Below are 25,591 nucleotides of genomic sequence, written 5' to 3' on the forward strand. Positions count from 1 at the left end.
CAAACTTACTCTTTGCCATTTGAATGCTTCCTGTGAACGTAATGAGTGACCCCGGCGAACCGGTTTAGTGCCGCCGTTTAAGGCTTTCATCGCATTTGCGCAAGACTTAATTGCAGGGCCTATTCCCGGCGAAGTCAGAGCGATTGCGCATGATCCGCAGCCTTCGACATTCCTTCGCCGCACAAGCGTCGCCGGCCGATCCGGAAAGACATAAAAGCATTTGCCGGTTCAGATGCTTAGATAGGGGCGTTCAGGAAAGAATTCCAGATGCAAAACTGAACCGAAGCAGCTCGCCACCAACGAAATACGCCCTCGCCGAGGGGCAAGGGCGCAAAACCATCAAGCAACGGCGATCAGCGCGCTACGGCTTGTTTCCGGCGGACGGCAAGGCCCGCCGGGCCATCCAGGCTTGATGCCTATCAATCGAGAAGATCGGCGGGCACCTTGCCGCCGTTGTCGGCGAGCTTTTTCAAGAGCGCTTTGTGCAGGAACATGTTCATCTTGGCGGAATCTCCGGCATCGCCGGTGTAACCGAGTTCCTGCGCCAGTTCCTTGCGCTCCGAAAGGCTCGCATCCATGCCGAGCGCCTTCATAAGATCGACGATCGAATGTTTCCAATCGAGTTTCTGTCCGCTCTTCTTGACGGCGGCGTCGAGGATCGAGGCGATATCCACTGGCGCGGACGGCGCGCTGGTCGCGGGCGAAGTTGCTGCCGTGGTCGCTGAAGGAGCTGGTGTCGGCGCAGGCGCCGGATTGGCGGTTGCAGCGGTGGTCGTCGGTGCAGGCGCAGCTTCGGCGGCCTTTGCCTGTCCCCAGATTGCACCCTTGATCTTGTCGAAGATACCCATTTACGCTCTCCCGTTTCGGTTGCCAGAGCAATATCTATCGCTCGCGCGAATATAAGCAACCCTTCATGTCAAATATGCAAAGATGGCACCAGAACGAGTGCGAACATGAAATGGGCACAGCAGTGCGAGGGGCGGCCGACAGGCAAACATAGGGATCGGTCGACCCAGAAGCGAGGCGATCAACGAGCTAACAATTTGAAAAGACTGGAGCGGGTAGCGGGAATCGAACCCGCGTATTCAGCTTGGAAGGCTGCTGCTCTACCATTGAGCTATACCCGCGCGGGTGATCAAGATCCGGTCCGGAATGGTGGAGGGAGTTGGATTTGAACCAACGTAGGTGAAACCAACGGATTTACAGTCCGTCCCCTTTAACCACTCGGGCATCCCTCCAGTATTCCGACTGGATCTTGCGACCAAGTTGCTCGACCATGGCGTCGCCGCCGTGATCTGCGCCGCGTATATGACCGGACGATTTCAGTCTGTCAACACAAGGAATTGGCAAAAATGACGAAAAAATTCCAGCCTGTGGGAAAAGCCGGCGGCCGAAAGAGGCTATGCGCCCCGGAAGGCGCTGGTTATAAAGCCGCATGAGCAAAGATAGAACACCCGGCCGCTCCGGCCCTGAAAACACCGCCGACGACAAATCGGCCAAGGACACGCATTACGCCACCCTGCGTCGCGCGCATCGCGATGCCAAGCGTGAGCGCGGCGAAATCCCGACGCCGGCGCCGCAGAAGCGAAAGCGGGCTGGCGCGGACGATTGGAAGCCGCCGGCGCTCGCGCCCGACCAGGTCTTTCTCTATGGTCTGCACACGGTCCGCGCCGCGCTTGCCAATCCCGAGCGCCGGAACATCAAGCTGTCGACGACGCAGAATGCGTTGGTGCGGCTGGAAATCGGCCCGGCCGACGCACTCGGCATTCCCGTCGAGATCGTCTCGCCGCAGGATATCGACAAGGTGCTTGGGCCTGAAGCGATCCATCAAGGGGTCATGCTGGAAACGCGCCCCCTGCCCGTGCGTCGCCTTGAGGCGTTGAAGGACAGTCCGCTGCTGCTCGTTCTCGATCAGGTGACGGATCCGCACAATGTCGGTGCCATCATGCGCTCGGCCGTGGCCTTCGACGCTGGTGCCGTGATCACGACGCAGCGCCATAGCCCGACCGAATCAGGCGTGCTCGCCAAATCCGCCTCAGGCGCGCTCGAGCTCATACCTTATATACAGATCACCAATCTCGCGGATACGCTCAGCGAACTGCATCGGCTCGGCTTCACGACGATCGGCCTTGATTCGGAAGGCCCGGCTCCGCTGGAAGGCACGTTCAGCGGCGAGAAGATTGCACTCGTGCTTGGCTCAGAGGGCAAGGGGCTACGTCAGAAGACTCGCGAAACGGTGAATGCACTGGCTCGGCTCGACATGCCCGGCGCCATCAAATCGCTCAATGTCTCGAACGCAGCCGCGATCGCGCTATATGCGACGCGGTCCTATCTCAAATCATAGCGGCGCCTGTGGCGGCCGCGGCATGTTGGGAGAATTTGCCTTGATCCGTGCTTTCGGTCTAGCGGCGGTTTCCGCCGCCCTTGCTTCGACAGCGGCCCAGCCAGCTCCGGCTGCCGACGACGAAGTCATTCAGGCACAAACCGGCACATGGCTGGTCGCGCCTGAAAGCGGTGCCAAGGGCTGCCGCCTCACCTTCGGGACGAAGGCAGTCGCTGGCGGTCATGAAATCACCGGTGCCGACGCCTGCGAGAAACCCCTGCCCGCTCTCGCCAAAGCCCGCGCCTGGAACTTCACGGACGACGGCGCTCTCGCCATTGCCGATGCAGAGGGCAAGCCGTTGATGCGCTTCCAGCAGGAGGAAGGCTCCCCGTGGGAAAGCGAAGGCGGCGATCCTACATGGCTGTTGCCGGCGCTGGGCGATGTCGATCACGTGCCGACCGTCGCAAACCTTGCCGGCGCGTGGCGCATCCAACAGCCAAACGGAAAGCCGGTCTGCGATATCACGCTGAGCACCGACAAGGACCAGGACGGCACCGCCAAGATGTCGCCGAGCGGGGACTGCGCCGCCGAGATCGGCGAGCTCAAGCTTTCACTCTGGGCCGCCGAAGGTTTCGGGCTGGTGATGCTAGGCAGCGACGGCTCCTCGCTTTCCTTCGACATGAAGCCGGACGGCAGTTACCAGAAGTCCGAAGAGGAAGAAGGCGAACCGCTCCTGCTGGTACGCAAATAGGCCGGCTGAAGCCTATCGAAGCGCTCACCGCGAGCGCTGAATCGAGCCCCGATGCTCATCGCGCGGTGATAGGCGCCAGGTGCCAGGCCGATTGGCGCCAAAGCACTCTCTCGGTAACCGGGCAGCCGTCCTGCAGCTTCGCCCAGGAGGTGACATTGAGGTTCATCTCGCACTGCGCGAGATAGCTCCGGTCCCCGACGGTCATACAAGCGACCTCGCCGACCGCATGCTGCTTTCCATCCGCATTTTTACAGTAGCAGTTTTCACCGGCTAACGCTGATGCGCCTGTGATCGCCGTGATCACGATAAGCGGCAATCCCAAGACGACATGCCGCGACATCTCGCGCATGAACGTATCCTCCCCGCCATTGACGGATGAAGTGTATGCCTATTTCGAACGTTGTAAATGCACCTGCAATCCCGGGCACGCAGGCGAATGCATGCATAAAGAACCGAGGTGCGATTTGATGCGGTTCGCCAGACCTATCGGCAGGTTCAGTGAACCACGGGGTCCGCGTCGTCAAAGAACGATCTGATGCCGTCGCGCGCGATCGTTGCCAGGAATTCGTCGAACGCCTCGCGGTCGGTCGCGAAAGGCTCTTCCCATTCGATCAGATCCTCTTCCGGCGTAATGACTTCCATCCGCCAGTCGGCATTGGTGCCGGCCGGACGAAAGATATCGACCAAGACGGTCACACCGTCATCGGTGAACTCACCCGAGAGTTCGGAATGCTCTAACTTGGGCTTCTTTGGCTTGCTGGTCATATGTTCCAGGGACAGGATGTTACGTTGATGATTTCGCCGGCGTGGCGAGGATTTCGGCATACATAAATTATCTTATTGCCGCCGGTTTTCCATACCAGCGATCAATACGGCAACCAAGTCTTGGAAAAATCTGGTGCCCCCGGCAGGGTTCGAACCCGCGACCCCCTGATTACAAATCAGGTGCTCTACCAACTGAGCTACAAGGGCATATAGGCATGCCAACTAACAGATTTTGAAATCCTGTAAAGTGAAAATCACTCGTTCGGTCTTAAAGCTGAGAGATCAGTGTGTGGCTTCAACGATTTACCAGTCCGACTGAAACGTCTTGTCGCAAGAAGGGAATAACATTACCTAGTATGGCCACTTAAAGGACATTGCATGTCACGCAATCTTCAATCCGTTTGCTTTCTCGCTTCCACCGCGCCGGAAGCTCAGGCGGCGCAGCAGGAACTGATTCGCCTCTATGGCCAGACGCCGCAGGAGAGTGCGGATGTCGTCGTGGCACTCGGTGGCGACGGCTTCATGCTGCAGACGCTGCATAGCACCATGAATTCCGGCAAGTGCGTCTATGGCATGAACCGCGGTTCGGTTGGCTTCCTGATGAATGACTATCGAACGGATTGCCTGGCCGAGCGCATCGAGGCAGCCGTCGAAAACGCATTCCATCCGCTGCAGATGACGACGCGCAATGCCGATGGCAGCTCCCGCGTCGCGCTCGCCATCAACGAGGTGTCGCTGTTTCGCCAATCCTATCAGACGGCGAAACTGAAGGTCGAGATCGACGGCCGGGTCCGTCTGCCGGAGCTGATCTGCGATGGCCTGATGGTAACGACGCCGGCGGGCTCCACGGCCTATAATCTCTCCGCCCATGGTCCTATCCTACCGCTGGAGGCACCACTGCTGGCCATGACGCCGGTCAGCGCCTTCCGCCCTCGTCGCTGGCGCGGGGCGCTGCTGCCGAACAAGGTCACGGTCGACATCACCGTGCTCGAAGCGGAAAAACGCCCGGTCAACGCCGCCGCCGACAATGCTGAGGTCAAGTCCGTCCTCGGCGTCCAAATCCGCCAGAGCGAAGATACGACGGCCCGCATTCTTTCCGATCCGGACAGATCGTGGTCGGATCGGATCCTCGCGGAACAGTTTTCGGATTGAAGCTGGAATTAACAGCGCGCCCGCCAATAAAAAAGCCCCGTCTCCGGGGCTTTTTTATTGGTGCTGATATGTTCGAATTCACTCGACGTCGTCGACGACCGCATCGGCCGCACCGCTGATGCGATGCGCAAGGGCGGCTTCCATGAATTCGTTGAGATCACCGTCCAGCACGTCGCCGGGCGCGGTGCTGGCAACGCCGGTACGCAAATCCTTGACCAGCTGGTAGGGCTGCAGGACATAGGAGCGGATCTGGTGACCCCAGCCGATATCCGTCTTGGAAGCGGCTTCGGCGTTGGCCGCCTCTTCCCGCTTCATCAATTCCGCCTCGTACATGCGGGCACGCAGCATGTCCCAGGCCTTGGCGCGGTTCTTGTGCTGCGAGCGTTCCTGCTGGCACTGCACGACGATGCCGGTCGGAATATGCGTGATGCGCACGGCCGAATCGGTGGTGTTGACGTGCTGACCGCCGGCGCCGGACGAGCGATAGGTGTCGATACGGCAATCGCTTTCATTGATCTCGATCTGGATCGAATCATCGACGACCGGGTAGACCCAGATCGACGAGAACGACGTGTGGCGACGGGCATTGCTGTCGTAAGGCGAGATGCGAACGAGGCGATGCACGCCCGATTCGGTCTTCAGCCAGCCATAGGCATTGTGGCCCTTGACCAGCAGGGTCGCGGACTTGATGCCGGCTTCTTCGCCGTCATGAACTTCCAGCAATTCCACCTTGAAGCGCTGACGCTCGGCCCAGCGGGTGTACATGCGCAGCAGCATGTTCGCCCAGTCCTGGCTCTCGGTGCCGCCCGCGCCGGAATGGACTTCAAGATAGGTGTCGTTGGAATCGGCCTCGCCGGAAAGCATGGCTTCCACCTGCCGACGGGCAGCTTCGGCCTTGAGGGCCTTCAGGGCTTCTTCCGCGTCACGCACGACGTCGGCATCACCCTCTTCCTCACCGAGCTCGATCAGCTCGACATTGTCGGCAAGCTGCTGTTCGAGGGCGCGCACGCCGCTGATGCCGTCATCGAGCTGCTGGCGCTCGCGCATCAGTTTTTGTGCTTCGGAAGCATCGTTCCAGAGGGTCGGATCCTCTGCCTTGTTATTCAACCAGTCCAGTCGTCTTACCGCCTGATCCCAGTCAAAGATGCCTCCTCAGCAGGCTTATGGCCTGCTTGGTTTCGTCGACTACATTCTCGATTTCGGCTCTCATGATCCTGCTTCTTCATTTCGCCGCTCAAGACGAACGGCCATCCAATTCAAAGAGTGCTGGTGACATAGATATACATGCCGCGGCTGTAAAGTCCCGAGGCATGACGATCTGACAAATAGGATGGGATCAGAAGAGACCGCCTGCTCCGGACGTAATCGCCTGGTTCGCCTGTGGCGACGTCCTTAGAATTTCCTCCGGCGCAACCTGCGCGGCATCGCCGCCGCCGATGACCTGGAGGCTCGTTGCCGGGCCGGTGCCGGGCTTGAAGGCTTCCATGATAGCATTCGGATCGCCCTGCTGCGCGGACATGCCAGTCGCGCGATTGACTGCGACCATCGTCATGCCAGCCGGAACCTGGAATTTCTCCGGCGGTTGATCTTTCGTCGCCGCCTGCATGAATTCGTTGAAGACCGGTGCTGCCAGCGCGCCACCTGTGCCGCCCCGACCGAGCGTGGTCGGTGTGTCGTAGCCGATGTAGAGGCCGGCGACGAGGCTCGGCGTGAAGCCGACGAACCAGGCATCCTTCTCATCGTTGGTGGTGCCGGTCTTGCCGGCGACATCGGTATTGAGCTTGATCTTGCCGGCGGCCGTACCGCGAATAACGACGCCCTGCATCATCGACGTGACCTGATAGGCCGTCATCGGATCGAGCACCTGCTCGCGATTATCGGCGATGACCGGCTCGTCCTGATTCTGCCAGGCATTCACATTGCAGTTGTCGCAGACGCGCTCCTCATGCTTGAAGATCGTCTTGCCGTAGCGGTCCTGGATGCGGTCGATCAGCGTCGGCTTGATTTGCTTGCCGCCGTTGGCCATGACCGAATAGGCCGAAACCATGCGCAGCACCGTTGTTTCGCCGGCACCCAGCGACATGGCGAGAACCGGGTTCATATGGTCGTAGATGCCGAAGCGCTCGGCATATTCGGCCACCAGCGGCATGCCCATGTCTGAGGCGAGACGAACCGTCATCAGGTTTCGCGAATGTTCGATGGCGAAGCGCAGCGTGTGCACGCCGCCGCCCTCGCCTTCGTAGTTCGTCGGCTTCCACACATCGCCGTTGCTGAGCGTGATCTGCAGCGGATCGTCGAGAATGACGGAGGCCGGCGTATAGCCGTTATCCATCGCTGCGGCGTAGACGAAGGGCTTGAACGACGAACCCGGCTGACGCTTGGCCTGGGTCGCGCGGTTGAATTCGGACTGTGCATAGGAGAAGCCGCCGACCATGGCGAGCACGCGGCCGGTATGCGGATCCATGACGACCAGACCACCCTGCACCTTCGGCGGCTGGCGCAAGCGATAGCTGCTCGAATCGGCGTTGCCGGTCCTCTGCACGTAAACCACGTCGCCAGCGCTCAGCACGCCGCTCGGCGATTTCACCGACTTGCCGCCCGCCGATCGGTAGGCCCAGCGCATATCGGCAGCGGCGATCGTGCCGCGCTTGCGCTCGGCCGAAACCTTGCCCGCCGCATCGACGCTCGGCTGCAATCCGATGTCGACACCCTGATCGGAGGCGGAGAGGACAACGGCGACCTGCCATTCCGGCACATCGCTCAGCGCCGGAACCTTGGCAAGCTCGGCGCCCCAATCCTGCGAAGTCGCGATCTGCTTGAGCGGGCCGCGGTAACCGCGGCGCTCGTCATAGTCGACCAGGCCGTCCTGCAAGGCCTTGCGTGCTTCGAGCTGCATCTGCGGGTCGAGCGACGTGCGGACGGAAAGGCCGCCTTCATAAAGGGTCTTTTCCCCGTATTGGTCGATCAGCTGGCGGCGGACTTCTTCGGCGAAGTAATCCGAGGCGAAGAGCGACGGGCCGCTCTTCGGCGGCACCACGCCGAGCGGCTGCTTCTTTGCCTCTTCACCGTCGCTCTGGCTGACATAGCCGTTCTCCACCATGCGGTCGATCACCCAATTGCGGCGGGTCAGCGCTGCCTCGGCGCGGCGGAACGGATTGTAGTTGGACGGTCCCTTGGGAAGCGAGGCCAGATAGGCCGATTCGGCAATCGTCAGCTCGTTGACGGATTTGTCGAAATAGGTGAGCGCGGCGCCGGCGATGCCGTAGGAATTCAGGCCGAAATAAATCTCGTTCAGGTAGAGCTCGAGGATCTTGTCCTTGCTGTAGGCTTGTTCGATGCGGAAGGAGAGAATGGCTTCCTTGATCTTGCGGTCGAAGGTCTGGTCGGCGGAAAGCAGGAAGTTCTTGGCGACCTGCTGCGTGATGGTCGATGCGCCGACGAAGCGGCGGCCGGAACCGATATTCTGCAGGTTCACCACAATGGCGCGCGCCAGGCCACCGACGTCGACGCCGGGATGATTGTAAAAATTCTTGTCTTCGGCGGAAAGGAATGCTGCCTTGACGCGATCGGGAATGGCCTGGATCGGCACGAAAAGCCGGTTCTCCCGCGAATATTCCTTCATCAAGGCGCCGTTGCCGGCATGAATGCGCGTCGTTACCGGCGGCGCGTATTTCGCAAGCACCTCATAGTCGGGAAGTTCCTTGGAGACCACGCTCAGATAGATGGCCGCCGCAGCCGCCAAACCCAGAAACAGGAGGCAGCCCAGCCCAAAGAAATATCCAATCAGTCTGATCATATGATACTACCGGTGCTTGTTCTTCATGCGGCATGTGCGTGAGGTCATCGCATAACCACGGGCGTTTTGCATGCTCGCGGTGTTAATGCAAGACGGCAATGAAACAAAGCCGTGCTTCATTCGCGGGCAGATGATAGTTCGCTGTAAAGGCGGGAATGTGAGCAAAATAGGGCTCGCCTCAGTATTCCCAGTTTCATTCAATTCTAATATTTAAGGCTGTGACATGGAAGCCACGGCCGATCATGGCATTTAGCGTCGTTAACCGCCGTTCGCGATGATCGACACGCGATACTTCTTCACCGCCTCGGTCAGTCTGTCGGCGACCTTTTGCCGCCAATCTTGGTCGAGCAACAGCTTCTCGTCTTCCTTATTGGAGAGAAAGCCGAGTTCCAGCAGGATCGAGGGCACATCCGGCGCTGTCAGGACCTGGAAACCGGCGTGGCGGTGCGGGTTGTTGATCATGGAGATCTGGCCATTGAACGAGGACAGCACATCCTGCGCCAGCGAAATGGAGAAGGCCTGCGTCTCGCGGCGGGTCAGATCCATCAAAATGTCGTTGACGGCGGCCGGCTGCGCCTGAGCGTCGGTCCCGGCGATCTGATCGGAATTGTTTTCACGGTCGGCGACCTCGCCGGCAAGGCGGTCCGAAGCCTTGTCCGAGATCGTATAGACGGTCGAGCCGCGGATATCCTTCTGCTTCAGCGTATCGGCATGCAGCGAGATGAAAAGCGAGGCGCGATTCTGGCGCGCGATGGTCACGCGCTCCGACAGCGATAGATATTGATCCTTGTCACGCGTGAGGAAGGCCTTGATGCCGGGCTGGCCATTCAGCTTGTCGGCAAACATCTTCGCGAAGGCGAGCGTGATGTCCTTTTCCTGCGTGACGCCGTCGGTGCCGGTCGCACCCGCGTCGATGCCGCCATGGCCCGCGTCAACGGCGACGAGGAAGATATTCGGATCGGCCTTCTGCGTCGGCTCGACGGGACCGATATCCCTGGCGGTATCGTCGCTCGTCCAGCTCTGCTTCTTCACCAGTTCGGCAAATTGTTCGGCGGGCACCATCTCGGCATCGAGCACGAGCCGCTGCCCCTTGCCCCCTTCATCGGCCTGCACCTTGGCCATGACCAGCTTCACCGGCTTTTTTGCGGTCAGCACGATACGGGCGCTGTCTGCATCCATCGTGCCATAGCGGATATCCTTGAAGAGACCGGTCGCCTTGAGATCGGCGGCCGGGAAGCCGAACGCCGTCGCCGGCAGATCGACCACCACGCGGGCGGGATTGTCGAGATAATGGACCGTGAAGGCCGGCTCTCGATCCATGTCGATGACGATGCGCGTGCGGGCATCGTCGCCGGCTATGCGCGCGCCATAGGCGAGCAACGGACCATCCGCCGCCATGACAGGCGCAAATGCCGAAAACACGACAAGAATCACAAGGGCAAGGGCCGCTGCCGCAAATCGCAAAGCCCTCACGCCAATCTCCGCCACATGCCGCAATCCCTTTACCAAGTGTCCAACGCGCCCCATATTGGTTTCAGCGTTGTTTTTGAAGCCCCAATAGCGGGAACCAGGTTTGACGTGATGGCCGCACCTATGATGCGCCGGGAGACGAATCGTTGATAGCTCCTCCCGCGTCCTCATCATCCGACGAATCCATCAATATTATGGCATACTTGGCTTTTCCCTTGCTATTGTGACAGATAAAACATACAACGCATATTAGGGTAGAAGTGTTGACGGGATAGAGTCGTCGTAACGGCAGCCGCCTCGAGTACCAGGCGCCATAAGCGGCATTCATCCGACGTCTGCAATGCTTCCGCTCCAAACAGTGGATATCTGAATTTCCGGTTTCAAACAGGAAGTTCATCGGTGGAGAGCCACCAAACGCTCTTTAGAGAGCACATTCATCGGGCCCAGCTTTGTGGGTCTAAGGCATAGTCGATCTCGCTTGGTTACGGATGTCACCGCAGCAGCTTTTTCAAAAAGTGAACAGACCCCAGGGAAGTAATGCCCCGGCTGCCGTCTGGATGCTGTCATCTCCGAACCACTTGCGACTTTCATTATCCGGTGCAGCAACGGCGGACCATATCCGGCTTGTCCCAGCGACAGGCAGGCCCCCATCCGGTTGCCTGCGCCGAGGAGCACAGCTTTCATGGCAGACAAAATGCTTATCGATGCGTCTCACGAGGAAGAGACGCGCGTCGTTGTCGTTCGCGGGAACCGCATAGAAGAATTTGACTTCGAGTCTCAGCACAAGAAGCAAATCCGCGGCAACATCTATCTTGCAAAAGTAACGAGGGTCGAGCCTTCGCTTCAAGCCGCTTTCGTGGATTACGGCGGCAACCGGCACGGCTTCCTGGCCTTTGCCGAAATCCATCCCGACTACTATCAGATCCCCCTCGCCGATCGCCAGGCGCTTCTGAAGGCCGAGGCCGAAGAACATCGCCGCGACGATGATGTCGAGCACGTCGAAACCGCGCTCGACCTTTCGCAGCAGGAACAGCCCGATATCGGCATCGTTCCCAAGGCGGGCGAAGAAGCCGAAGTACCGGCCGCGATCGCGGAAGAGGCCTCTGCCCCGGAGGCAGCAGCACCCACCGAGGAAGCAGTTCCGGCCAAGAAGGCGAAGCCGCGCCGCAGCCGCAAGAAGGCGGCAGCGGAGGCCCCTGCCGAAGAGGCGGCCGCCCCGGAAGCGACGGCAGCCGTCGATGCGCCGAGCGAGGACGAGGACGGTCCGTCTGGCGAAATGGCCGCTATGGTCGAAACCGATTCGATCTCCGAAGACGTCCGCTCCTCCAAGCGCCGTCATGATGACGACGACGATGACGATCACGACCATGAAGAAGAGGTGATCGAATCCGTTGGCGCCGAAGATGCGATGGAGGAGGTTCCCGATCGCACCCAGCGCAAGCCGCGCAAGCAGTATCGCATCCAGGAAGTCATCAAGCGCCGCCAGATCCTGCTGGTGCAGGTCGCCAAGGAAGAGCGCGGCAACAAGGGTGCGGCACTCACCACCTATCTCTCGCTCGCGGGCCGCTACTCGGTTCTGATGCCGAATACGGCGCGTGGCGGCGGCATTTCCCGCAAGATCACCAATCCGCAGGATCGCAAGCGCCTGAAGGAAATCGCCAAGATGCTCGAAGTGCCGCAAGGCATGGGGGTCATCCTGCGCACGGCCGGCGCCAACCGCACCAAGGTCGAGGTCAAGCGCGATTTCGAATATCTGATGCGCCTATGGGAAAATGTCCGCACGCTGACGCTCGCATCGACCGCTCCCTGCCTGGTCTATGAAGAAGGCAGCCTGATCAAGCGCTCTATCCGCGACCTCTACAACAAGGATATCGGCGAAGTCATCGTCTCCGGCGAAGAAGGCTATCGTGAAGCGAAAGACTTCATGAAGATGCTGATGCCGAGCCATGCCAAGGTGGTTCAACCCTATCGCGACATCCATCCGATCTTCTCGCGCTCCGGCATCGAGGCGCAGCTCGACCGCATGCTGCAGCCGCAGGTGACGCTGAAATCCGGCGGCTACCTGATCATGAATCAGACGGAAGCGCTGGTTTCGATCGACGTCAACTCCGGCCGTTCGACTCGCGAACATTCGATCGAGGATACCGCGCTTCAGACGAACCTCGAGGCTGCCGATGAAGTGGCCCGCCAGCTCCGCCTGCGCGACCTTGCCGGCCTGATCGTCATTGACTTCATCGACATGGAAGAGAAGCGCAACAACCGCGCCGTCGAGAAGAAACTGAAGGAATGCCTTAAGAACGACCGCGCCCGCATCCAGGTTGGCCGCATATCGCATTTCGGCCTTCTGGAGATGTCGCGCCAGCGCATCCGCGCATCGGTTCTCGAAAGCACGACCCAGATCTGCTCGCACTGCGGCGGCACCGGACACGTGCGTTCGCAGTCCTCCGTGGCGTTGCACGTCCTGCGCGGCATCGAGGAATACCTGCTCAAGAACACGACGCACGACATCACCGTGCGCACGACGCCGGACATCGCGCTCTACCTGCTGAACCACAAGCGCCAGACGATCATCGATTACGAAGCCCGCTTCGGTGTCGCGATCGTCATCGACGCCGACAACGCCGTCGGCACGCAGCATTTCGCGATCGACCGCGGCGAGCCGGTTGCCAATCCGGTGAAGATCGAAAGCCTGTTCAACTTCGCGGCCATCCCCGACGACGATGATGACGACGATATCGTCATCGAAGCCGATGAGGACGAAGACGAAGAACTGGAAGAAAAGGCGGCGACCAGCACCGAACAGCCTGCCCGCGCCGAAGGCAATGAAAATGGCCGCAAGCGCAAGCGCCGCCGCCGTCGCCGTGGCCGCGGCAACGATGCCCAGGCAGCATCGGCTTCCGAGGATATCTCCGCAGCCGATGCTGCCGAGGACGCCGACGGTGAAGAGGGCGACGAGGATGACGGTGATGACGGCGCCGAGAACGCTGCATCCGCCGACAATGATGATGACGCACAGCAGAAGCGCAAGCGCCGCCGGCGCGGCAAGCGCGGCGGTCGTCGCAACCGCGAAGGCCAGGTTGGTGAACAGGCTGATGGCAGCGAATCGGAAGGCTTTGAGGCCGATGCAGCCGACGGCGATGATGCTGGCAGCGAAGAAGAGGCAAGCGTAACGGTGGCGGAGATTGCCGTTGCCGAAGGCGAAGCCGCCGTCGAGGGTCAGCCGGCCATGGCTGCGGTCGAAACGGCAGCGACCGTCACCGAGGATGTGAAGCCCGCCAAGGGCCGCGGCCGCCGGAAGGCAAAGGCTGCCGAGGCATCGCCGGTCGAGACGCCTGTCGTCGAGGAAGCATCCGCGATCGAGGGCGAAACCGAAGCGGTTGCCGAAATTGCCAAAACTCTCGATGATGCAGCCACACCCGAGGCGATCGAGGACGAAGCCAAACCGGCGCGCGCCAACCGCGAGTCCAATGTTTCCTCGTCCGCTCCGGTGGTAACCTCTACCCGCGCCAATGAAGGCGGCGATGGCGAAGGTGAGCCGACCAAGCCGAAGAAGGCTGGCTGGTGGCAGCGCCGCGGATTCTTTTAAGAAGACCGATTTAGAATGAACCGACGAAAAACCGGCCGTGGCGACACGGCCGGTTTTTGTCTTCGCAGGCGGATCGCATGCTTCAGTTACGTGCAGGCACGCGGCTCCGAAACTTGCGAAAGCACCTTCACAAGCTCATGCAATTCATTGATTTTATAATTTATTTCAGCCAGGCTTCCATGCGTTCGGTGGCTTCCTCTGTTTCGGCATTCGAGCCGGCATAGGAGATCCGCATCGCGCGATGCCCTTCCACGGGATCGAAGTCGAGGCCGGGCGTGGCAGCGACGTTGATTTCCGCCAGCATCTTGCGGGCAAAGGCCATGCTGTCGTTTGTGAAGCGGCTGACGTCGACATAGGCGTAGAAGGCGCCATCCATCGGCGAGGCGATGCGCAAGCCGATCTCAGGCAGTCGGCGCATCAGGAAATCGCGGTTGCGACCATAGCTTTCACGATAGATATCGAGCTCGGCGCCAGCGCCGAGTGCTGCCTCAGCGGCAATCTGCGACAATTCCGGCGCGGAAATGTAGAGGCTCTGAGCCACGCGCTCTATGGGCCGCACCAGCCGCTCCGGCAAGACCATCCAGCCGATGCGCCAGCCGGTCATGCAATAATATTTCGAGAAGGAATTGATGACGATCGCCTCGTCGGTCAGCTCCAGCGCACTCGTCTCCTCGCCGACGAAGGTCAGCCCGTGGTAGATCTCGTCTGAGATGAAGGCGATGGAACGGTCGGCGCAATAGTCGGCAAGCGCCTTCAGCGCCGCCCTGCCCGTCACCGTGCCTGTGGGATTAGCGGGGCTTGCCAGCAGCACGCCCTTCAAGCGCTTGCCGCTTGCTGCCTGTGCCGCCTCCAGGCTTTCAGGGGTGAGCGTAAACTGCGTCTCCTCGGTGACCGGCACCTCGACCACATCGAGGCCGAGTGCTGCAAGGATATTGCGATAGGCTGGGTAACCCGGCCGGGCAATGGCGACGCTATCGCCGGCATCGAACAATGTCAGGAAGGCCAGATTGAAGCCGGCCGACGATCCGGTGGTGATGGCAATCCGTTTCGGGTCGATGCTCAAGCCATGGCGAGCCTGATAATGAGCGGAAACGGCCTGCCGCAGGGCAAGTGTCCCCAGCGCATCCGTATAGCCGATGCGGCCATGCCCAAGAGCTGTGCGCGCCGCCTCCAATGCTGCCTGCGGCGCGGGATGCGAAGGTTGCCCGACCGCCATGGAAATGACCGGGTGCCCGGCCTGGCGGCGCAGCGTCGCCTCCGCCAGCACATCCATGGCATGAAAGGGTTCGACATCGCTGCGCTTGGATAGGGAAAACAAGATCAATTCTCTCTCGGATCGGATCGGCATGCGACATTTGCCGCAATATCGGTCCGTTCACAATCCTGCGATTGCGGCTTTGTCGTGAAAATTCCTGTTTCTGGAAATAAGGACGCACCGTAAATTGTCGACGCATGTTTGCGGATGTTAACCCGACGATGCTATGGCGCATCCGAGAATGACGTCTCCGCTCAGACCCAAACGAGGACCCAATGACCTTTTCTCTCAAAAGCCTGCTGACGGTTTCGGCGATTGCCCTGACAGCGTCCTTCGCCACAATCCAGCCGGCCGCCGCGCTGGATGACCAGCAGAAGAAGGAAATCGGGGATTTCATCAAGGAATATCTCGTCGAGCATCCGGAAGTTCTGCTGGACGCTCAGGCGGCGCTCGAGAAGAAGCAGGATGAAGCCCGCGTTGCACAATCGTCCCAGGTGATCGACCAGAACAAGGACGCGATCTTCAATTCCAAGGATGATGTGGCCATCGGCAATCCGAAGGGCAGCATCACGGTCGTGGAATTCTTCGACTATAATTGCACCTACTGCCGGCATGCGCTTGGCGACATGGACACGCTGCTGAAGCAGGACAAGGATGTGCGCTTCGTTCTGAAGGAATTCCCGATCCTCGGCCAGGATTCGGTTGCCGCTTCCCGCGTCTCCAACGCTTTCCGTGAGCTTGCGCCTGAAAAATACGAACAGTTCCACCGCAAGCTCCTGGGCAGCGATGGCCGCGCCTCCGAAGACACAGCCATCGAGGTCGCCACTTCGCTCGGCGTCAGCGAATCCGCCATTCGCGCCGAAATGGCAAAAGCGCCGAACACCGACATGATAAAGGCAACCTATCAACTTGCCTCCGATCTCAACGTGACAGGCACGCCCGCCTATGTGATCGGCAACGAGATGGTTTCCGGAGCAATCGGTCTCGACGCCATCAAGCAGAAGATCGCCAACGTCCGCAGCTGCGGCAAAACCAGCTGCTGATCGGCGCGACAACCACCCTCACGACGGGAAAGCAAATAGTCCGTCCGCATTTTCACAGCTCCGAAACGGCGCCGCGTCCCCACGCGGCGCAAAAATGCCAAAATCGCGGCGTTTCCACACCTAGAGACATGCAACCTTCGCTCTGGGGCTTTCCTACAGGGCCTCGGGAGTCTATAGGTTGCGCTGCACTTTGACGGAACATCTGATGGCGCAAACAATTTTTGTCCTCAACGGACCCAATTTGAATGCCTTGGGCAAGCGCGAGCCGGGCATCTATGGCGGCAAGACGCTGAAGGATATCGAAGCCGACTGCAAGTCCGCAGGCGAAAGCTTGGGCTTCATTGTCGATTTCCGGCAGAGCAATCACGAAGGCGTGCTGGTCGACTGGATGCACGAAGCGGACGACAAGGCCGCTGGCATCGCGATCAATCCCGGCGCCTATGGTCATACGTCGATCGCGCTGCACGACGCGATCCGCGCCATTTCCATTCCCGTGGTGGAGGTGCATATCTCCAACATCCACGCACGCGAAGAATTCCGGCACAAATCGATGATCGCGCCCGCTGCAAAGGGCATGATCTGCGGTTTCGGACCTTATGGCTACATCCTGGCGCTTCATGCGCTTAAATCCATCACCCAATAACAAAAATACAGGGCAAGAAATCCAATGGCTGAAAAGAAATCGGGTATCGACCAGGCGCTGATTCGCGATCTCGCCAACATTCTCAACGACACCGATCTGACCGAGATCGAAGTCGAGCAGGAAGATTTGCGCATCCGCGTATCGCGCGCCGGCACGATGCAATATGTTCAGGCGCCGATTGCCGGCCCGGCCGCCTATGCCGCGCCAGCAGCTGCCGCCCCGGCCGCCGCCGCGCCCGCAGGCAAGACCCGCAATCCCGATAACGTCGTCAGCGCACCGATGGTCGGCACCGCCTACCTGGCGCCGGCGCCGGGCTCGGCCGCCTTTATTCAGGTCGGCTCGACCATCAAGGAGGGCCAGACCCTGCTGATCATCGAAGCCATGAAGACGATGAACCAGATCCCTGCGCCAAAGTCTGGTACGGTGACTGAAATCCTCGTTCAGGACGGACGTCCGGTCGAGTACGGCGAAGCCCTGGTCGTCATCGAGTAAGCCCATGCCCATGATTTCGAAGATTCTCATAGCCAATCGCGGAGAGATCGCTCTGCGGGTGCTGCGCGCCTGCAAGGAACTCGGCATTGCGAGCGTTGCGGTGCATTCCACCGCCGATGCGGACGCGATGCATGTACGGCTTGCGGATGAGAGCGTTTGCATCGGCCCGCCGCCGTCGCGCGAAAGCTATCTCAACATCCATCAGATCGTCGCCGCTTGCGAGATCACCGGCGCGGACGCCGTACATCCCGGTTATGGGTTCCTCTCGGAAAACGCCAAGTTCGCCGATATTCTCGAGGCGCACGGCATTACCTTCATCGGTCCGACGGCGGAGCATATCCGCCTCATGGGCGACAAGATCACCGCCAAGGCCACCGCGCAGCAGCTCGGCATTCCGGTCGTTCCCGGTTCCGACGGCGAGGTGAAGACCGAGGCGGACGCGCTGAAGACGGCGCGCGAGATCGGCTATCCGGTGCTCATCAAGGCAACCGCCGGCGGTGGCGGCCGCGGCATGAAGGTCGCCCGCACGGAAGAAGACCTGATCGAAGCCTGGTCGACGGCGCGCACGGAAGCGGGCGCCGCCTTCGGCAATGATTCCGTTTATATGGAAAAGTACCTCGGCAAGCCGCGCCATATCGAAATCCAGGTTTTCGGCGACGGCGAAGGCAACGCGGTCCATCTCGGCGAACGCGACTGCTCGCTGCAGCGCCGCCACCAGAAGGTCTGGGAAGAAGCCAATTCTCCGGCCCTCAACGTCGAACAGCGCATGAAGATCGGCAAGGTCTGCGCCGACGCGATGAAGAAGCTGAAGTATCGCGGTGCCGGCACCATCGAGTTTCTCTACGAGAACGGCGAATTCTATTTCATCGAAATGAACACCCGCCTGCAGGTGGAGCATCCGGTGACGGAAGCCATCACGGGCATCGACCTCGTGCACGAGCAGATCCGCGTCGCCTCCGGCGGCGGCCTCTCGGTGACGCAGGATGACGTGCATTTCCAAGGCCACGCCATCGAATGCCGCATCAATGCCGAGGATGCCCGCAGCTTCATCCCCTCACCCGGCACGATCACGCATTTCCATGCGCCGGGCGGCCTCGGCGTGCGTATCGATTCCGGCGCCTATCAGGGCTACAAGATCCCTCCCTACTACGACAGCCTGATCGGCAAGCTGATCGTGCATGGCCGCACCCGCGTCGAATGCATGATGCGCCTGCGCCGCGCGCTTGACGAATTCGTGGTGGACGGCATCAAGACCACCCTGCCGCTCTTCCAGGATCTGGTTTCCAACCAGGATATCGCCAATGGCGATTACGATATCCACTGGCTGGAAAACTACCTGGCGAAAACATCGGCCTAGCCAGTGCCCGGAGCGCGCGGCAAACATCCCGGCATTACCCCGGAGATCTTGTTGCGCGCCTATTCCATCGGGCTTTTCCCGATGGCTGAATCGGCAGACGACCCGGAAATCTTCTGGGTCGAGCCGGAATTGCGGGGCATCATCCCTCTCGATACGTTTCACGTCTCCAAGAGCCTCGCGAAAAAGATCCGCCAAAATCCCTTCGATATCCGCTTCGACACGGATTTCGAGGCTGTCATCGCAGCCTGCGCCGAACAGACCAGTAACCGCCCGAGCACCTGGATCAATCAGACGATCCGCTCGCTCTACTCTACACTGCATCACATCGGTCATGCCCATTCCGTCGAGGCGTGGGAAGGTGATCAGCTGGTCGGCGGTCTCTATGGCGTTTCACTAGGCTCCGCCTTCTTCGGGGAAAGCATGTTTTCCCGCCGCACCGACGCCTCGAAGATCTGCCTCGTCTATCTGGTAGAGCGCCTTCGCGAACGCGGCTTCACCCTGCTCGATACGCAGTTCACCACCGAGCACCTGAAGACATTCGGCGCCATCGACGTGCCGAAGGATGCCTACGCCACGATGCTGGAAAAGGCGATGGAATCACCCAATCTGAGCTTCTCAGACGGTGGAAATCTGCCCTAGATGATTTGATTCCAGTCAGGACTGCCCTAAGTTCGGCGCAACAGCCGAGGGTAGAATAATGAAGAATCATATTGCAATTGCCTTTCTCGCTGCGTTGACGATCACAACGCAGGCCAACGCCAAATCCTTCCACGATATATTCGGAGCAGAGCCGCCGGCCGGACCAGAAAGCACGGTGCTCAAACAGCTGAATTTCCAGCAGGGAGCGATCAAGCTTCCCGGAGCGAATGCAACGCTGAACATTTCGGATGAGTTTTACTATCTCAACCCAAGTGACTCCAGAAAGGTGCTGGTGCAGCTCTGGGGCAATCCGGAGAATGCCGCGGGCTCCACGCTCGGCATGATTTTTCCAGCGAAATATCCGCCGACGGACCAACAGTCATGGGGCGCACTGATCGACTATGAGGACAGCGGTCACGTCTCCGACGATGATGCGGCATCGACGGATTACAATGCGCTGCTGAAGCAAATTCAGGACGCAATCAAGGAGGAAAACCCGGAACGGGAGCAACAGGGTTACGACCCGATCACGCTCGTCGGCTGGGCCGAACCACCGCACTACGACAAGGTGACCCATGCCCTGCACTGGGCTCGCGATCTGATCTTCGGCAAGGACCCGAATGGGGAACACACGCTGAACTACTCCGTTCGTGTCCTCGGGCGTGAAGGCGTCACTGAGCTCGAATTCATCGCCGGACTCAACCAGTTGCAGCAGATCAATGCCGCCATTCCGAACGTCATCAATACGGTCCAATATGACAGCGGCAAGCGCTATGCCGACTTCGTCAACGGCGACAAGATCGCCGCCTATGGTATGGCAGGAATGATCGCCGCTGGCGCCGGCGTGAAGATCGCGGCAAAGCTTGGTTTCCTTGCGGTCGCTCTCGGCTTCTTCAAGAGTTTCGGCGTTGCCCTTCTGGCATTGAAGAAAGGGCTCATCGTCGTGCTGGCGGGCGTTGTCGCGGCCGGCCGCAAGATCTTGGGTCTGTTTCGCCGCAAGGGGAACACCGACACCTGAGGCAATCCAGGCCTGAAGTTCTTTGCGACTTCAAATCCTGATTGTCGTCTGCTATCCCTCCTAGCGAAGAGTTTTGGTGCGTAGAGGTTCCACTTTGCCGTCGTAAATACCGGTCTCATCCAAATCACCCAGTGCAGCGGGGCGGCGCAGCGCCGTCCGATGCATATTTATGTCCATCGGGTGATGGCCTGAGACCGGTTTGGCATTGTCAAAACGCGCCTAATGCAGCAGCCGCTGTCTCAGCTCTTCAGCCGTCCCGCAATATCGCCATACCGTGCCCTGACGGGCTTGTCTCACCGCCAGCTTGGTGGACTTCCAGACGGAAGACCAAGACGGTATGTGCAATATTCTACAGGTCCGTTGGACCATTTCTCCTCGAACTTCGCCTCAGCCATGGATCGCCTGCAGCGGCTGCGGATATCCAAGACCCTTCCGATCGAGCGGCAAGATCAGGCTCAATGCCAATGGCAAGCGGCTCGATGCCTGGCTCATCTACAAATGCATCGATTGCGACAAGACCTGGAACCGGACGCTCTTCGAACGCCGGACCATTCACGATCTCGGCCCCTCCGCGCTAGAGGCACTGCAACGCAGCGATCCGGATTGGGTGCGGGCCCAGGAATTCGATCTCGACGGGCTGAAGCGGAAAGCCAAGCGCATCGAGGAACCGCCGGATGTCATCATACGGAAGGAGGCGATACGTGCGGTGAGCGGTTGGACGTTGCTGGATATCGAGATATCAACCGAGTTCCCGATAAACCTGCGTCTTGATCGGTTGCTGGCATCGGAACTGGCCATCTCGCGGTCACGGCTGCAGGCTCTCCGCGATGGGAATAAATTGAAGGCCCGTCCGGACAGCAGCGATTTCCTGCGCCACAGACCCAAAGACGGGATGAGGATCTCCCTCGACCTGTCGGAGAGCGCCGATCGTCAAGCGATAGGTGACGCCGCCTCCAATTCGGAGCGAGGCTAAAACTATGCCCGCAGGAGCAAGGCTTCTGCGGGCTGTCCAATTCTGCTGTATATGTCCTGGAAAGCGATTATTTCGCGCCGGCGGTGTCCGGCGCCGGAACGTCGGACTTTGGCTTGCACTCTTTCAGCCAGACGTCATAGATCGGGTGCTCGACGGCATTGAGGCCCGGGCTGTCGGCAAACATCCAGCCGGTGAAGATGCGGCGGATGCGACGGTCGAGAGTAATTTCGTCCACCTCTACGAAACCATCCACTTTCTGCTGCTCGGTTTCGTCTCGCGAATAGCAGGCGCGCGGAGTCACCTGCAGTGCGCCGAACTGCACGGTCTCGTTGATATAGACATCGAAGGTGGTGATGCGGCCGGTGATCTTGTCGAGCCCGGAGAAAACGGCAACCGGATTAGCGATGCGGGCAGCCTCGACGGTGGGAGCTGCCATGATGCCCGCAGCGAGAGTAACGCCGGCCACGGCCAGTGCACGCAAAGAAGCGCTCCGCGTGAAAACCATCATATCCGCCACTCTCCGCTTGGTCTCGGTCAAGGCGCCGAGCAAAAGCCGGCATATGTCGCGCCTAACGGCCAATTGTGGCCAAAGGACGAGCCGGCCCTTATGCTCAGTTGCCCGGGGTCCAGGCGTCGTAGTCGCCGGTCACGCGCGGACGTTCGCCGGCAACGGCGAGAGAGCCCGGCGGACGGTAAGCCTGCGGCGAGCCAGTCGGATTGGCGCGATGTTCCTTCTGCCAGTCCTTGGCAACGTAGTTTTCCTTGGTCGGCGGAACGTCGGTGCGATGATGCATCCAGCCGTGCCAGCCCGGAGGAATGGCCGAGGCTTCGGCATAGCCCTTGTAGATCACCCAGCGCTTCGGAAGGCCGTAGGAGGACATGCCACCCTCGTAATAGACGTTGCCGAATTCATCCTCACCGACACGCTTGCCAAACCGCCAGGTCGCGAAGCGCGTGCCCATGGTCTGACCGTTCCACCAGGTAAATGTCTGTACGATGAAATTCCACATGTCTTTTCCTCGATACCCGCCAAGCGGCGAGCGATACCAGAATTCGTTCGTTTGCTTATGCCGCCATGGAACCGGCTTGTCCAGTGATTCCAGCAGGCAAACCGGCTCATTTCAATGTCATCTTGAAGCCCAGATGCGTCGGCTTGAAACCCAATCTCTCATAGAAGCGATGGGCATCCTTGCGCACCGCATTCGAGGTCAGCTGCACCATCCGCATGCCGCCGACCTTTGCCTCGCCGATACAGAAATTGATCATTGCCGCCCCAATCCCTTGCCCGCGCATATTCGCCCGCGTCTGGACCGCCTCGATGATCATGGCGGAGCCACCTCGCCCGGTCAGCGTCGTCGTGATCATCGTCTGGAACGTCCCAACAACTTCGCCAGCAAGTTCGGCAACATACAGCGTCTGCTCCGGCGATGCCGCAATGATGCGAAACGCCCGGAGATAATCATCATAGGCAGAGGGATCGGCCGTATCGCCATGGCCGCCCATGGTGTCGGCGGCGAAGAGGCCGATCAAGGAAGGAAGGTCGGATTCTTCCGCTTCGCGAATCACCAGGCGGGTGTCTTCCATGAACGATCTCGTCTATTCTCTCAATGACCTGCCAGCGGCTTCTCGAAAATGAGTGCCGGAATGCCCGATTGCCCGTTGCCGCAGTTTTCGGTGCGGCCGACCTCGATAAAGCCGTGAGCCTTGTAGAAAGCGATTGCAGGCTCGTTTTGCGGATCGACCTCCAGGCGCATGATCTCCGCGTCCGGAAAGCAGGTCTCCAGCTCGGCAAAGATATCGCGGCCGATGCCCTCTCGCTGATGGCTGGGGCTGACATAGAGCATGTAGAGCATGACGGTCTTGGTCATCTCTGCGGACATGGCGGCATAGCCCATGCCGCCGATCGTCCTGCCGTCATCGGCCACCAGGAATTCGGAATTCTTGTTCGCCAGCCGTGTCTTCAGCGAAGCTGTCGAATGCCAGGAGGCATGCAGTTCATTGACCTTCTCCGGGCCGTAGATCCGGTCGTAGGTCGCATGCCATGTCTCGCCGAGCAGAGCGCGGACCTTTTCCAGGTCCTGCTCGCTGGCGGTGCGGACGAAGAACACCGCTTATTCCTCTTCGATGCCGAGCTTGGCCTTGACCAGCGCCTGCACGGCCTGCGGGTTGGCCTTGCCGCCGGTCGACTTCATCACCTGGCCGACGAACCAGCCGGCAAGCGTCGGCTTGGCCTTGACCTTGGCGACCTGATCCGGATTGGCGGCGATGATCTCGTCGACGGCTTTTTCGATGGCGCCGGTGTCAGTGACCTGCTTCATGCCACGTGCTTCGACGATCTCGGCGGGATCGCCGCCCTCATTGAGCACGATTTCAAACAGATCCTTGGCGATCTTGCCGGAGATGGTTTCGGCCTTGATGAGGTCGATGATCGCGCCGAGCTGAGCGGGCGAAACCGGAGTCTCTTCAATGCCTTTGCCTGATTTGTTCAGAGCGCCCAAAAGGTCGTTGATGACCCAGTTGGCCGCCATCTTGCCGTCGCGGCCGGCAGCAACCGCTTCGAAATAATCAGCGATCGCCTTTTCCGAAACCAGAACGGACGCGTCGTAGATCGAGAGGCCGAGCTCGCGGACGAAACGCTCCTTCTTGTCGTCGGGCAGTTCCGGCAGATGCTCGGCAAGCTCGGCAACAAAGGCGTCGTCGAACTCGAGCGGCAGCAGATCCGGATCGGGGAAATAGCGGTAGTCATGCGCATCTTCCTTGGTGCGCAGCGAACGCGTCTCGCCCTTGTTCGGATCGAACAGGCGGGTTTCCTGATCGATCTTGCCGCCATCCTCCAGGATGCCGATCTGCCGGCGCGCTTCATATTCGATCGCCTGACCGATGAAGCGGATGGAGTTGACGTTCTTGATCTCGCAGCGCGTGCCGAATTCGCCGCCCGGACGACGGACCGAGACGTTGACGTCGGCGCGCATGGAGCCTTCGTCCATATTGCCGTCGCAGGTGCCGAGATAGCGCACGATCGAGCGCAGCTTCGTCATATAGGCCTTCGCCTCGTCGGACGAACGGATATCCGGCTTGGAGACGATTTCCATCAGCGCGACGCCGGAGCGGTTAAGGTCGACATAGGACATGGTGGCATGCTGGTCGTGCATCGACTTGCCGGCATCCTGTTCCAGATGCAGGCGCTCGATGCCGATCTCGATATCCTCGAACTGACCCTGACGATCGGGACCGAGCGAGATGACAATCTTACCCTCGCCGATGATCGGATCCTTAAACTGCGAGATCTGATAGCCCTGCGGCAGGTCGGGATAGAAATAGTTCTTGCGGTCGAAGATCGAACGCTTGTTGATCTGCGCCTTCAGGCCAAGGCCGGTGCGCACGGCCTGCTTCACGCATTCCTCGTTGATGACGGGCAGCATGCCGGGCATGGCGGCGTCGACGAGCGATACGTTGGAATTCTGAGGATTGCCGAACTCCGTCGAGGCGCCGGAAAAGAGCTTGGACTTGCTCAGCACCTGGGCGTGGACTTCCATTCCGATAACAACTTCCCAATCACCGGTGGCACCGGGAATGAAGCGTTTCGGATCTGGCGTACGGACGTCGACAATGGTCATGGGAAGCTCTTGTATGATGCTGTTTTCTGCTTTGGTGAGGTAGAGCAATTGGCGAGACGGCGCAAGGCTTTCGGCATTGGCCGATGTGCTATATGCCGGGTCCGTAGGCGCCGTCGCCCTCCCCGACCAGCGATTTCGAAAGCCCTATCGTGGGAACGTCGGTATCGAGCTTCGGGGAATAGATGATCGATAGCCAGCGGATCTCATAGCCGCGCGCCCGGAAGAAGGCGATGGCGTCCGTATTCCCCGCATGGCTCTGCAGGGATACCTTTTCCAGTCCCTGCCCGCGCACGTCCTCTTCGATCCGCGCAAGGAGAGCGGAGCCGAGACCCCGCCTGACGAAATCCGGATCGATCCAGAAATCGGAGATCGCCTCGTCCAGCGCCTCGCGCGCGGCCCATCCCACAGCCTCGCCATTCAGCTCTATGACTGATATCGTCAGCCATAGATTGCGGGTAAAATTCGTGAAAGCTTCGCTTGCACTTTCCAGCTGCTCGCCCGAGCCACCGATCGCGCCCATGGCCTTCTGCCAGGAGCGCAGGCCAATGCTCGCCAACACCGCCGTTTCACCTTCATGGGCATTGCGAATATGGATCATCGAGCCCCCGCCATTTGTGACCAGTAAAGCATCGGCCAAAGGCTTTTGCCAGCGACGAGATTCGCCGGCACGGCTGACGGCGGAAAAACGTCTGCTGAGTTGAACTTGACCTC

The 25,591-nt window shown here is 59.8% G+C and carries 24 protein-coding genes and 3 tRNA genes; 11 read left to right on the forward strand and 16 right to left on the reverse strand.

Annotated elements, in window-relative coordinates; translation table 11 throughout:
* Positions 1-419: 419 nt before the first annotated feature.
* The 3 genes from FP026_RS20910 to FP026_RS20920 form a co-directional block, all read right to left on the reverse strand.
* A complete protein-coding gene (locus FP026_RS20910) occupies positions 420-848 on the reverse strand; it encodes a DUF3597 domain-containing protein (protein ID WP_112607070.1) in 429 nt (142 codons plus the stop codon).
* Between the two features lie 205 nt (positions 849-1,053).
* Positions 1,054-1,127, reverse strand: a tRNA-Gly gene (locus FP026_RS20915).
* 26 nt (positions 1,128-1,153) lie between these two features.
* Positions 1,154-1,238: transfer RNA gene (locus FP026_RS20920), tRNA-Tyr, on the reverse strand.
* A gap of 197 nt (positions 1,239-1,435) precedes the next feature.
* Between FP026_RS20920 and rlmB the strand changes: the two genes are divergently transcribed.
* On the forward strand, positions 1,436-2,344 hold the full coding sequence (gene rlmB / locus FP026_RS20925; RefSeq protein WP_149636539.1) for a 23S rRNA (guanosine(2251)-2'-O)-methyltransferase RlmB: 909 nt from the start codon (positions 1,436-1,438) through the stop codon (positions 2,342-2,344).
* A gap of 40 nt (positions 2,345-2,384) precedes the next feature.
* Complete coding sequence (locus tag FP026_RS20930) at positions 2,385-3,074, forward strand: AprI/Inh family metalloprotease inhibitor (protein ID WP_149636540.1); 690 nt, start codon at positions 2,385-2,387, stop codon at positions 3,072-3,074.
* A gap of 55 nt (positions 3,075-3,129) precedes the next feature.
* On the opposite strand, the gene FP026_RS20935 is transcribed toward FP026_RS20930, so the two are convergent.
* The 3 genes from FP026_RS20935 to FP026_RS20945 form a co-directional block, all read right to left on the reverse strand.
* Complete coding sequence (locus tag FP026_RS20935) at positions 3,130-3,423, reverse strand: hypothetical protein (protein WP_149636541.1); 294 nt, start codon at positions 3,421-3,423, stop codon at positions 3,130-3,132.
* A 146-nt stretch (positions 3,424-3,569) separates the two neighbouring features.
* Positions 3,570-3,839, reverse strand: a complete 270-nt coding sequence (locus tag FP026_RS20940; RefSeq protein WP_149636542.1) for a hypothetical protein — start codon at positions 3,837-3,839, stop codon at positions 3,570-3,572.
* A gap of 131 nt (positions 3,840-3,970) precedes the next feature.
* A tRNA-Thr gene (locus FP026_RS20945) sits at positions 3,971-4,046 on the reverse strand.
* Positions 4,047-4,217: 171 nt separating this feature from the next.
* Between FP026_RS20945 and FP026_RS20950 the strand changes: the two genes are divergently transcribed.
* The gene (locus FP026_RS20950; RefSeq protein ID WP_149636543.1) at positions 4,218-4,991 is read left to right on the forward strand and encodes an NAD kinase; all 774 of its coding nucleotides are present in this window, start codon (positions 4,218-4,220) and stop codon (positions 4,989-4,991) included.
* A 78-nt stretch (positions 4,992-5,069) separates the two neighbouring features.
* On the opposite strand, the gene prfB is transcribed toward FP026_RS20950, so the two are convergent.
* From prfB to FP026_RS20965, 3 genes are all read right to left on the reverse strand, one after another.
* Positions 5,070-6,201 (reverse strand): peptide chain release factor 2 gene (gene prfB, locus FP026_RS20955; protein ID WP_149636544.1). Its coding sequence is split into 2 segments (ribosomal slippage): positions 5,070-6,131 and positions 6,133-6,201, totalling 1,131 coding nucleotides; the frame shifts between segments, so codons are not numbered across the junction.
* A gap of 126 nt (positions 6,202-6,327) precedes the next feature.
* Positions 6,328-8,787, reverse strand: coding sequence for a penicillin-binding protein 1A (locus tag FP026_RS20960; RefSeq protein WP_149636545.1), 2,460 nt, complete (start codon positions 8,785-8,787; stop codon positions 6,328-6,330).
* Positions 8,788-9,045: 258 nt separating this feature from the next.
* Positions 9,046-10,296: an N-acetylmuramoyl-L-alanine amidase gene (locus FP026_RS20965; protein ID WP_432444146.1), complete on the reverse strand. Its 1,251-nt coding sequence runs from the start codon at positions 10,294-10,296 to the stop codon at positions 9,046-9,048.
* A gap of 643 nt (positions 10,297-10,939) precedes the next feature.
* Here FP026_RS20965 and FP026_RS20970 point away from each other — a divergent pair.
* Complete coding sequence (locus FP026_RS20970; protein WP_149636547.1) at positions 10,940-13,843, forward strand: Rne/Rng family ribonuclease; 2,904 nt, start codon at positions 10,940-10,942, stop codon at positions 13,841-13,843.
* 160 nt (positions 13,844-14,003) lie between these two features.
* Here the strand turns inward: FP026_RS20970 and FP026_RS20975 are convergent, their stop codons facing one another.
* Positions 14,004-15,161, reverse strand: coding sequence for a pyridoxal phosphate-dependent aminotransferase (locus tag FP026_RS20975; protein ID WP_149636548.1), 1,158 nt, complete (start codon positions 15,159-15,161; stop codon positions 14,004-14,006).
* Positions 15,162-15,373: 212 nt separating this feature from the next.
* Here FP026_RS20975 and FP026_RS20980 point away from each other — a divergent pair, with 212 nt between their 5' ends.
* From FP026_RS20980 to FP026_RS21010, 7 genes are all read left to right on the forward strand, one after another.
* On the forward strand, positions 15,374-16,141 hold the full coding sequence (locus FP026_RS20980; protein WP_149636549.1) for a DsbA family protein: 768 nt from the start codon (positions 15,374-15,376) through the stop codon (positions 16,139-16,141).
* A 205-nt stretch (positions 16,142-16,346) separates the two neighbouring features.
* The gene (gene aroQ / locus FP026_RS20985) at positions 16,347-16,784 is read left to right on the forward strand and encodes a type II 3-dehydroquinate dehydratase (RefSeq protein WP_112344254.1); all 438 of its coding nucleotides are present in this window, start codon (positions 16,347-16,349) and stop codon (positions 16,782-16,784) included.
* 24 nt (positions 16,785-16,808) lie between these two features.
* The gene (gene accB / locus FP026_RS20990) at positions 16,809-17,276 is read left to right on the forward strand and encodes an acetyl-CoA carboxylase biotin carboxyl carrier protein (RefSeq protein ID WP_149636550.1); all 468 of its coding nucleotides are present in this window, start codon (positions 16,809-16,811) and stop codon (positions 17,274-17,276) included.
* A 4-nt stretch (positions 17,277-17,280) separates the two neighbouring features.
* On the forward strand, positions 17,281-18,633 hold the full coding sequence (gene accC, locus FP026_RS20995; RefSeq protein WP_188112646.1) for an acetyl-CoA carboxylase biotin carboxylase subunit: 1,353 nt from the start codon (positions 17,281-17,283) through the stop codon (positions 18,631-18,633).
* A gap of 3 nt (positions 18,634-18,636) precedes the next feature.
* On the forward strand, positions 18,637-19,272 hold the full coding sequence (gene aat / locus FP026_RS21000; RefSeq protein ID WP_149636551.1) for a leucyl/phenylalanyl-tRNA--protein transferase: 636 nt from the start codon (positions 18,637-18,639) through the stop codon (positions 19,270-19,272).
* Between the two features lie 58 nt (positions 19,273-19,330).
* A complete protein-coding gene (locus tag FP026_RS21005) occupies positions 19,331-20,290 on the forward strand; it encodes a DUF2167 domain-containing protein (RefSeq protein WP_149636552.1) in 960 nt (319 codons plus the stop codon).
* Positions 20,291-20,627: 337 nt separating this feature from the next.
* Positions 20,628-21,263, forward strand: a complete 636-nt coding sequence (locus FP026_RS21010) for a DUF1062 domain-containing protein (protein WP_149636553.1) — start codon at positions 20,628-20,630, stop codon at positions 21,261-21,263.
* 67 nt (positions 21,264-21,330) lie between these two features.
* Here FP026_RS21010 and FP026_RS21015 read toward each other — a convergent pair whose 3' ends face one another.
* The 6 genes from FP026_RS21015 to FP026_RS21040 all read right to left on the reverse strand — a co-directional run bounded on the left by FP026_RS21015 (position 21,331) and on the right by FP026_RS21040 (position 25,478).
* A complete protein-coding gene (locus FP026_RS21015; RefSeq protein ID WP_149636554.1) occupies positions 21,331-21,771 on the reverse strand; it encodes a DUF2155 domain-containing protein in 441 nt (146 codons plus the stop codon).
* 103 nt (positions 21,772-21,874) lie between these two features.
* Complete coding sequence (locus FP026_RS21020) at positions 21,875-22,273, reverse strand: NADH:ubiquinone oxidoreductase subunit NDUFA12 (protein WP_149636555.1); 399 nt, start codon at positions 22,271-22,273, stop codon at positions 21,875-21,877.
* Positions 22,274-22,379: 106 nt separating this feature from the next.
* The gene (locus FP026_RS21025) at positions 22,380-22,847 is read right to left on the reverse strand and encodes a GNAT family N-acetyltransferase (RefSeq protein WP_149636556.1); all 468 of its coding nucleotides are present in this window, start codon (positions 22,845-22,847) and stop codon (positions 22,380-22,382) included.
* A gap of 20 nt (positions 22,848-22,867) precedes the next feature.
* Positions 22,868-23,371 carry a GNAT family N-acetyltransferase gene (locus tag FP026_RS21030; protein WP_149636557.1) on the reverse strand — a complete coding sequence of 168 codons (504 nt, stop codon included), beginning with the start codon at positions 23,369-23,371 and terminating at the stop codon, positions 22,868-22,870.
* A gap of 3 nt (positions 23,372-23,374) precedes the next feature.
* Complete coding sequence (gene gatB / locus FP026_RS21035) at positions 23,375-24,880, reverse strand: Asp-tRNA(Asn)/Glu-tRNA(Gln) amidotransferase subunit GatB (protein ID WP_149636558.1); 1,506 nt, start codon at positions 24,878-24,880, stop codon at positions 23,375-23,377.
* Positions 24,881-24,968: 88 nt separating this feature from the next.
* Positions 24,969-25,478, reverse strand: a complete 510-nt coding sequence (locus FP026_RS21040; protein WP_149636559.1) for a GNAT family N-acetyltransferase — start codon at positions 25,476-25,478, stop codon at positions 24,969-24,971.
* Between the last annotated feature and the right edge of the window lie 113 nt (positions 25,479-25,591).

The sequence above is a fragment of the Martinezella tropici genome (assembly GCF_008370325.1).
Taxonomy (GTDB): Bacteria; Pseudomonadota; Alphaproteobacteria; order Rhizobiales; family Rhizobiaceae; genus Rhizobium; species Rhizobium tropici_B.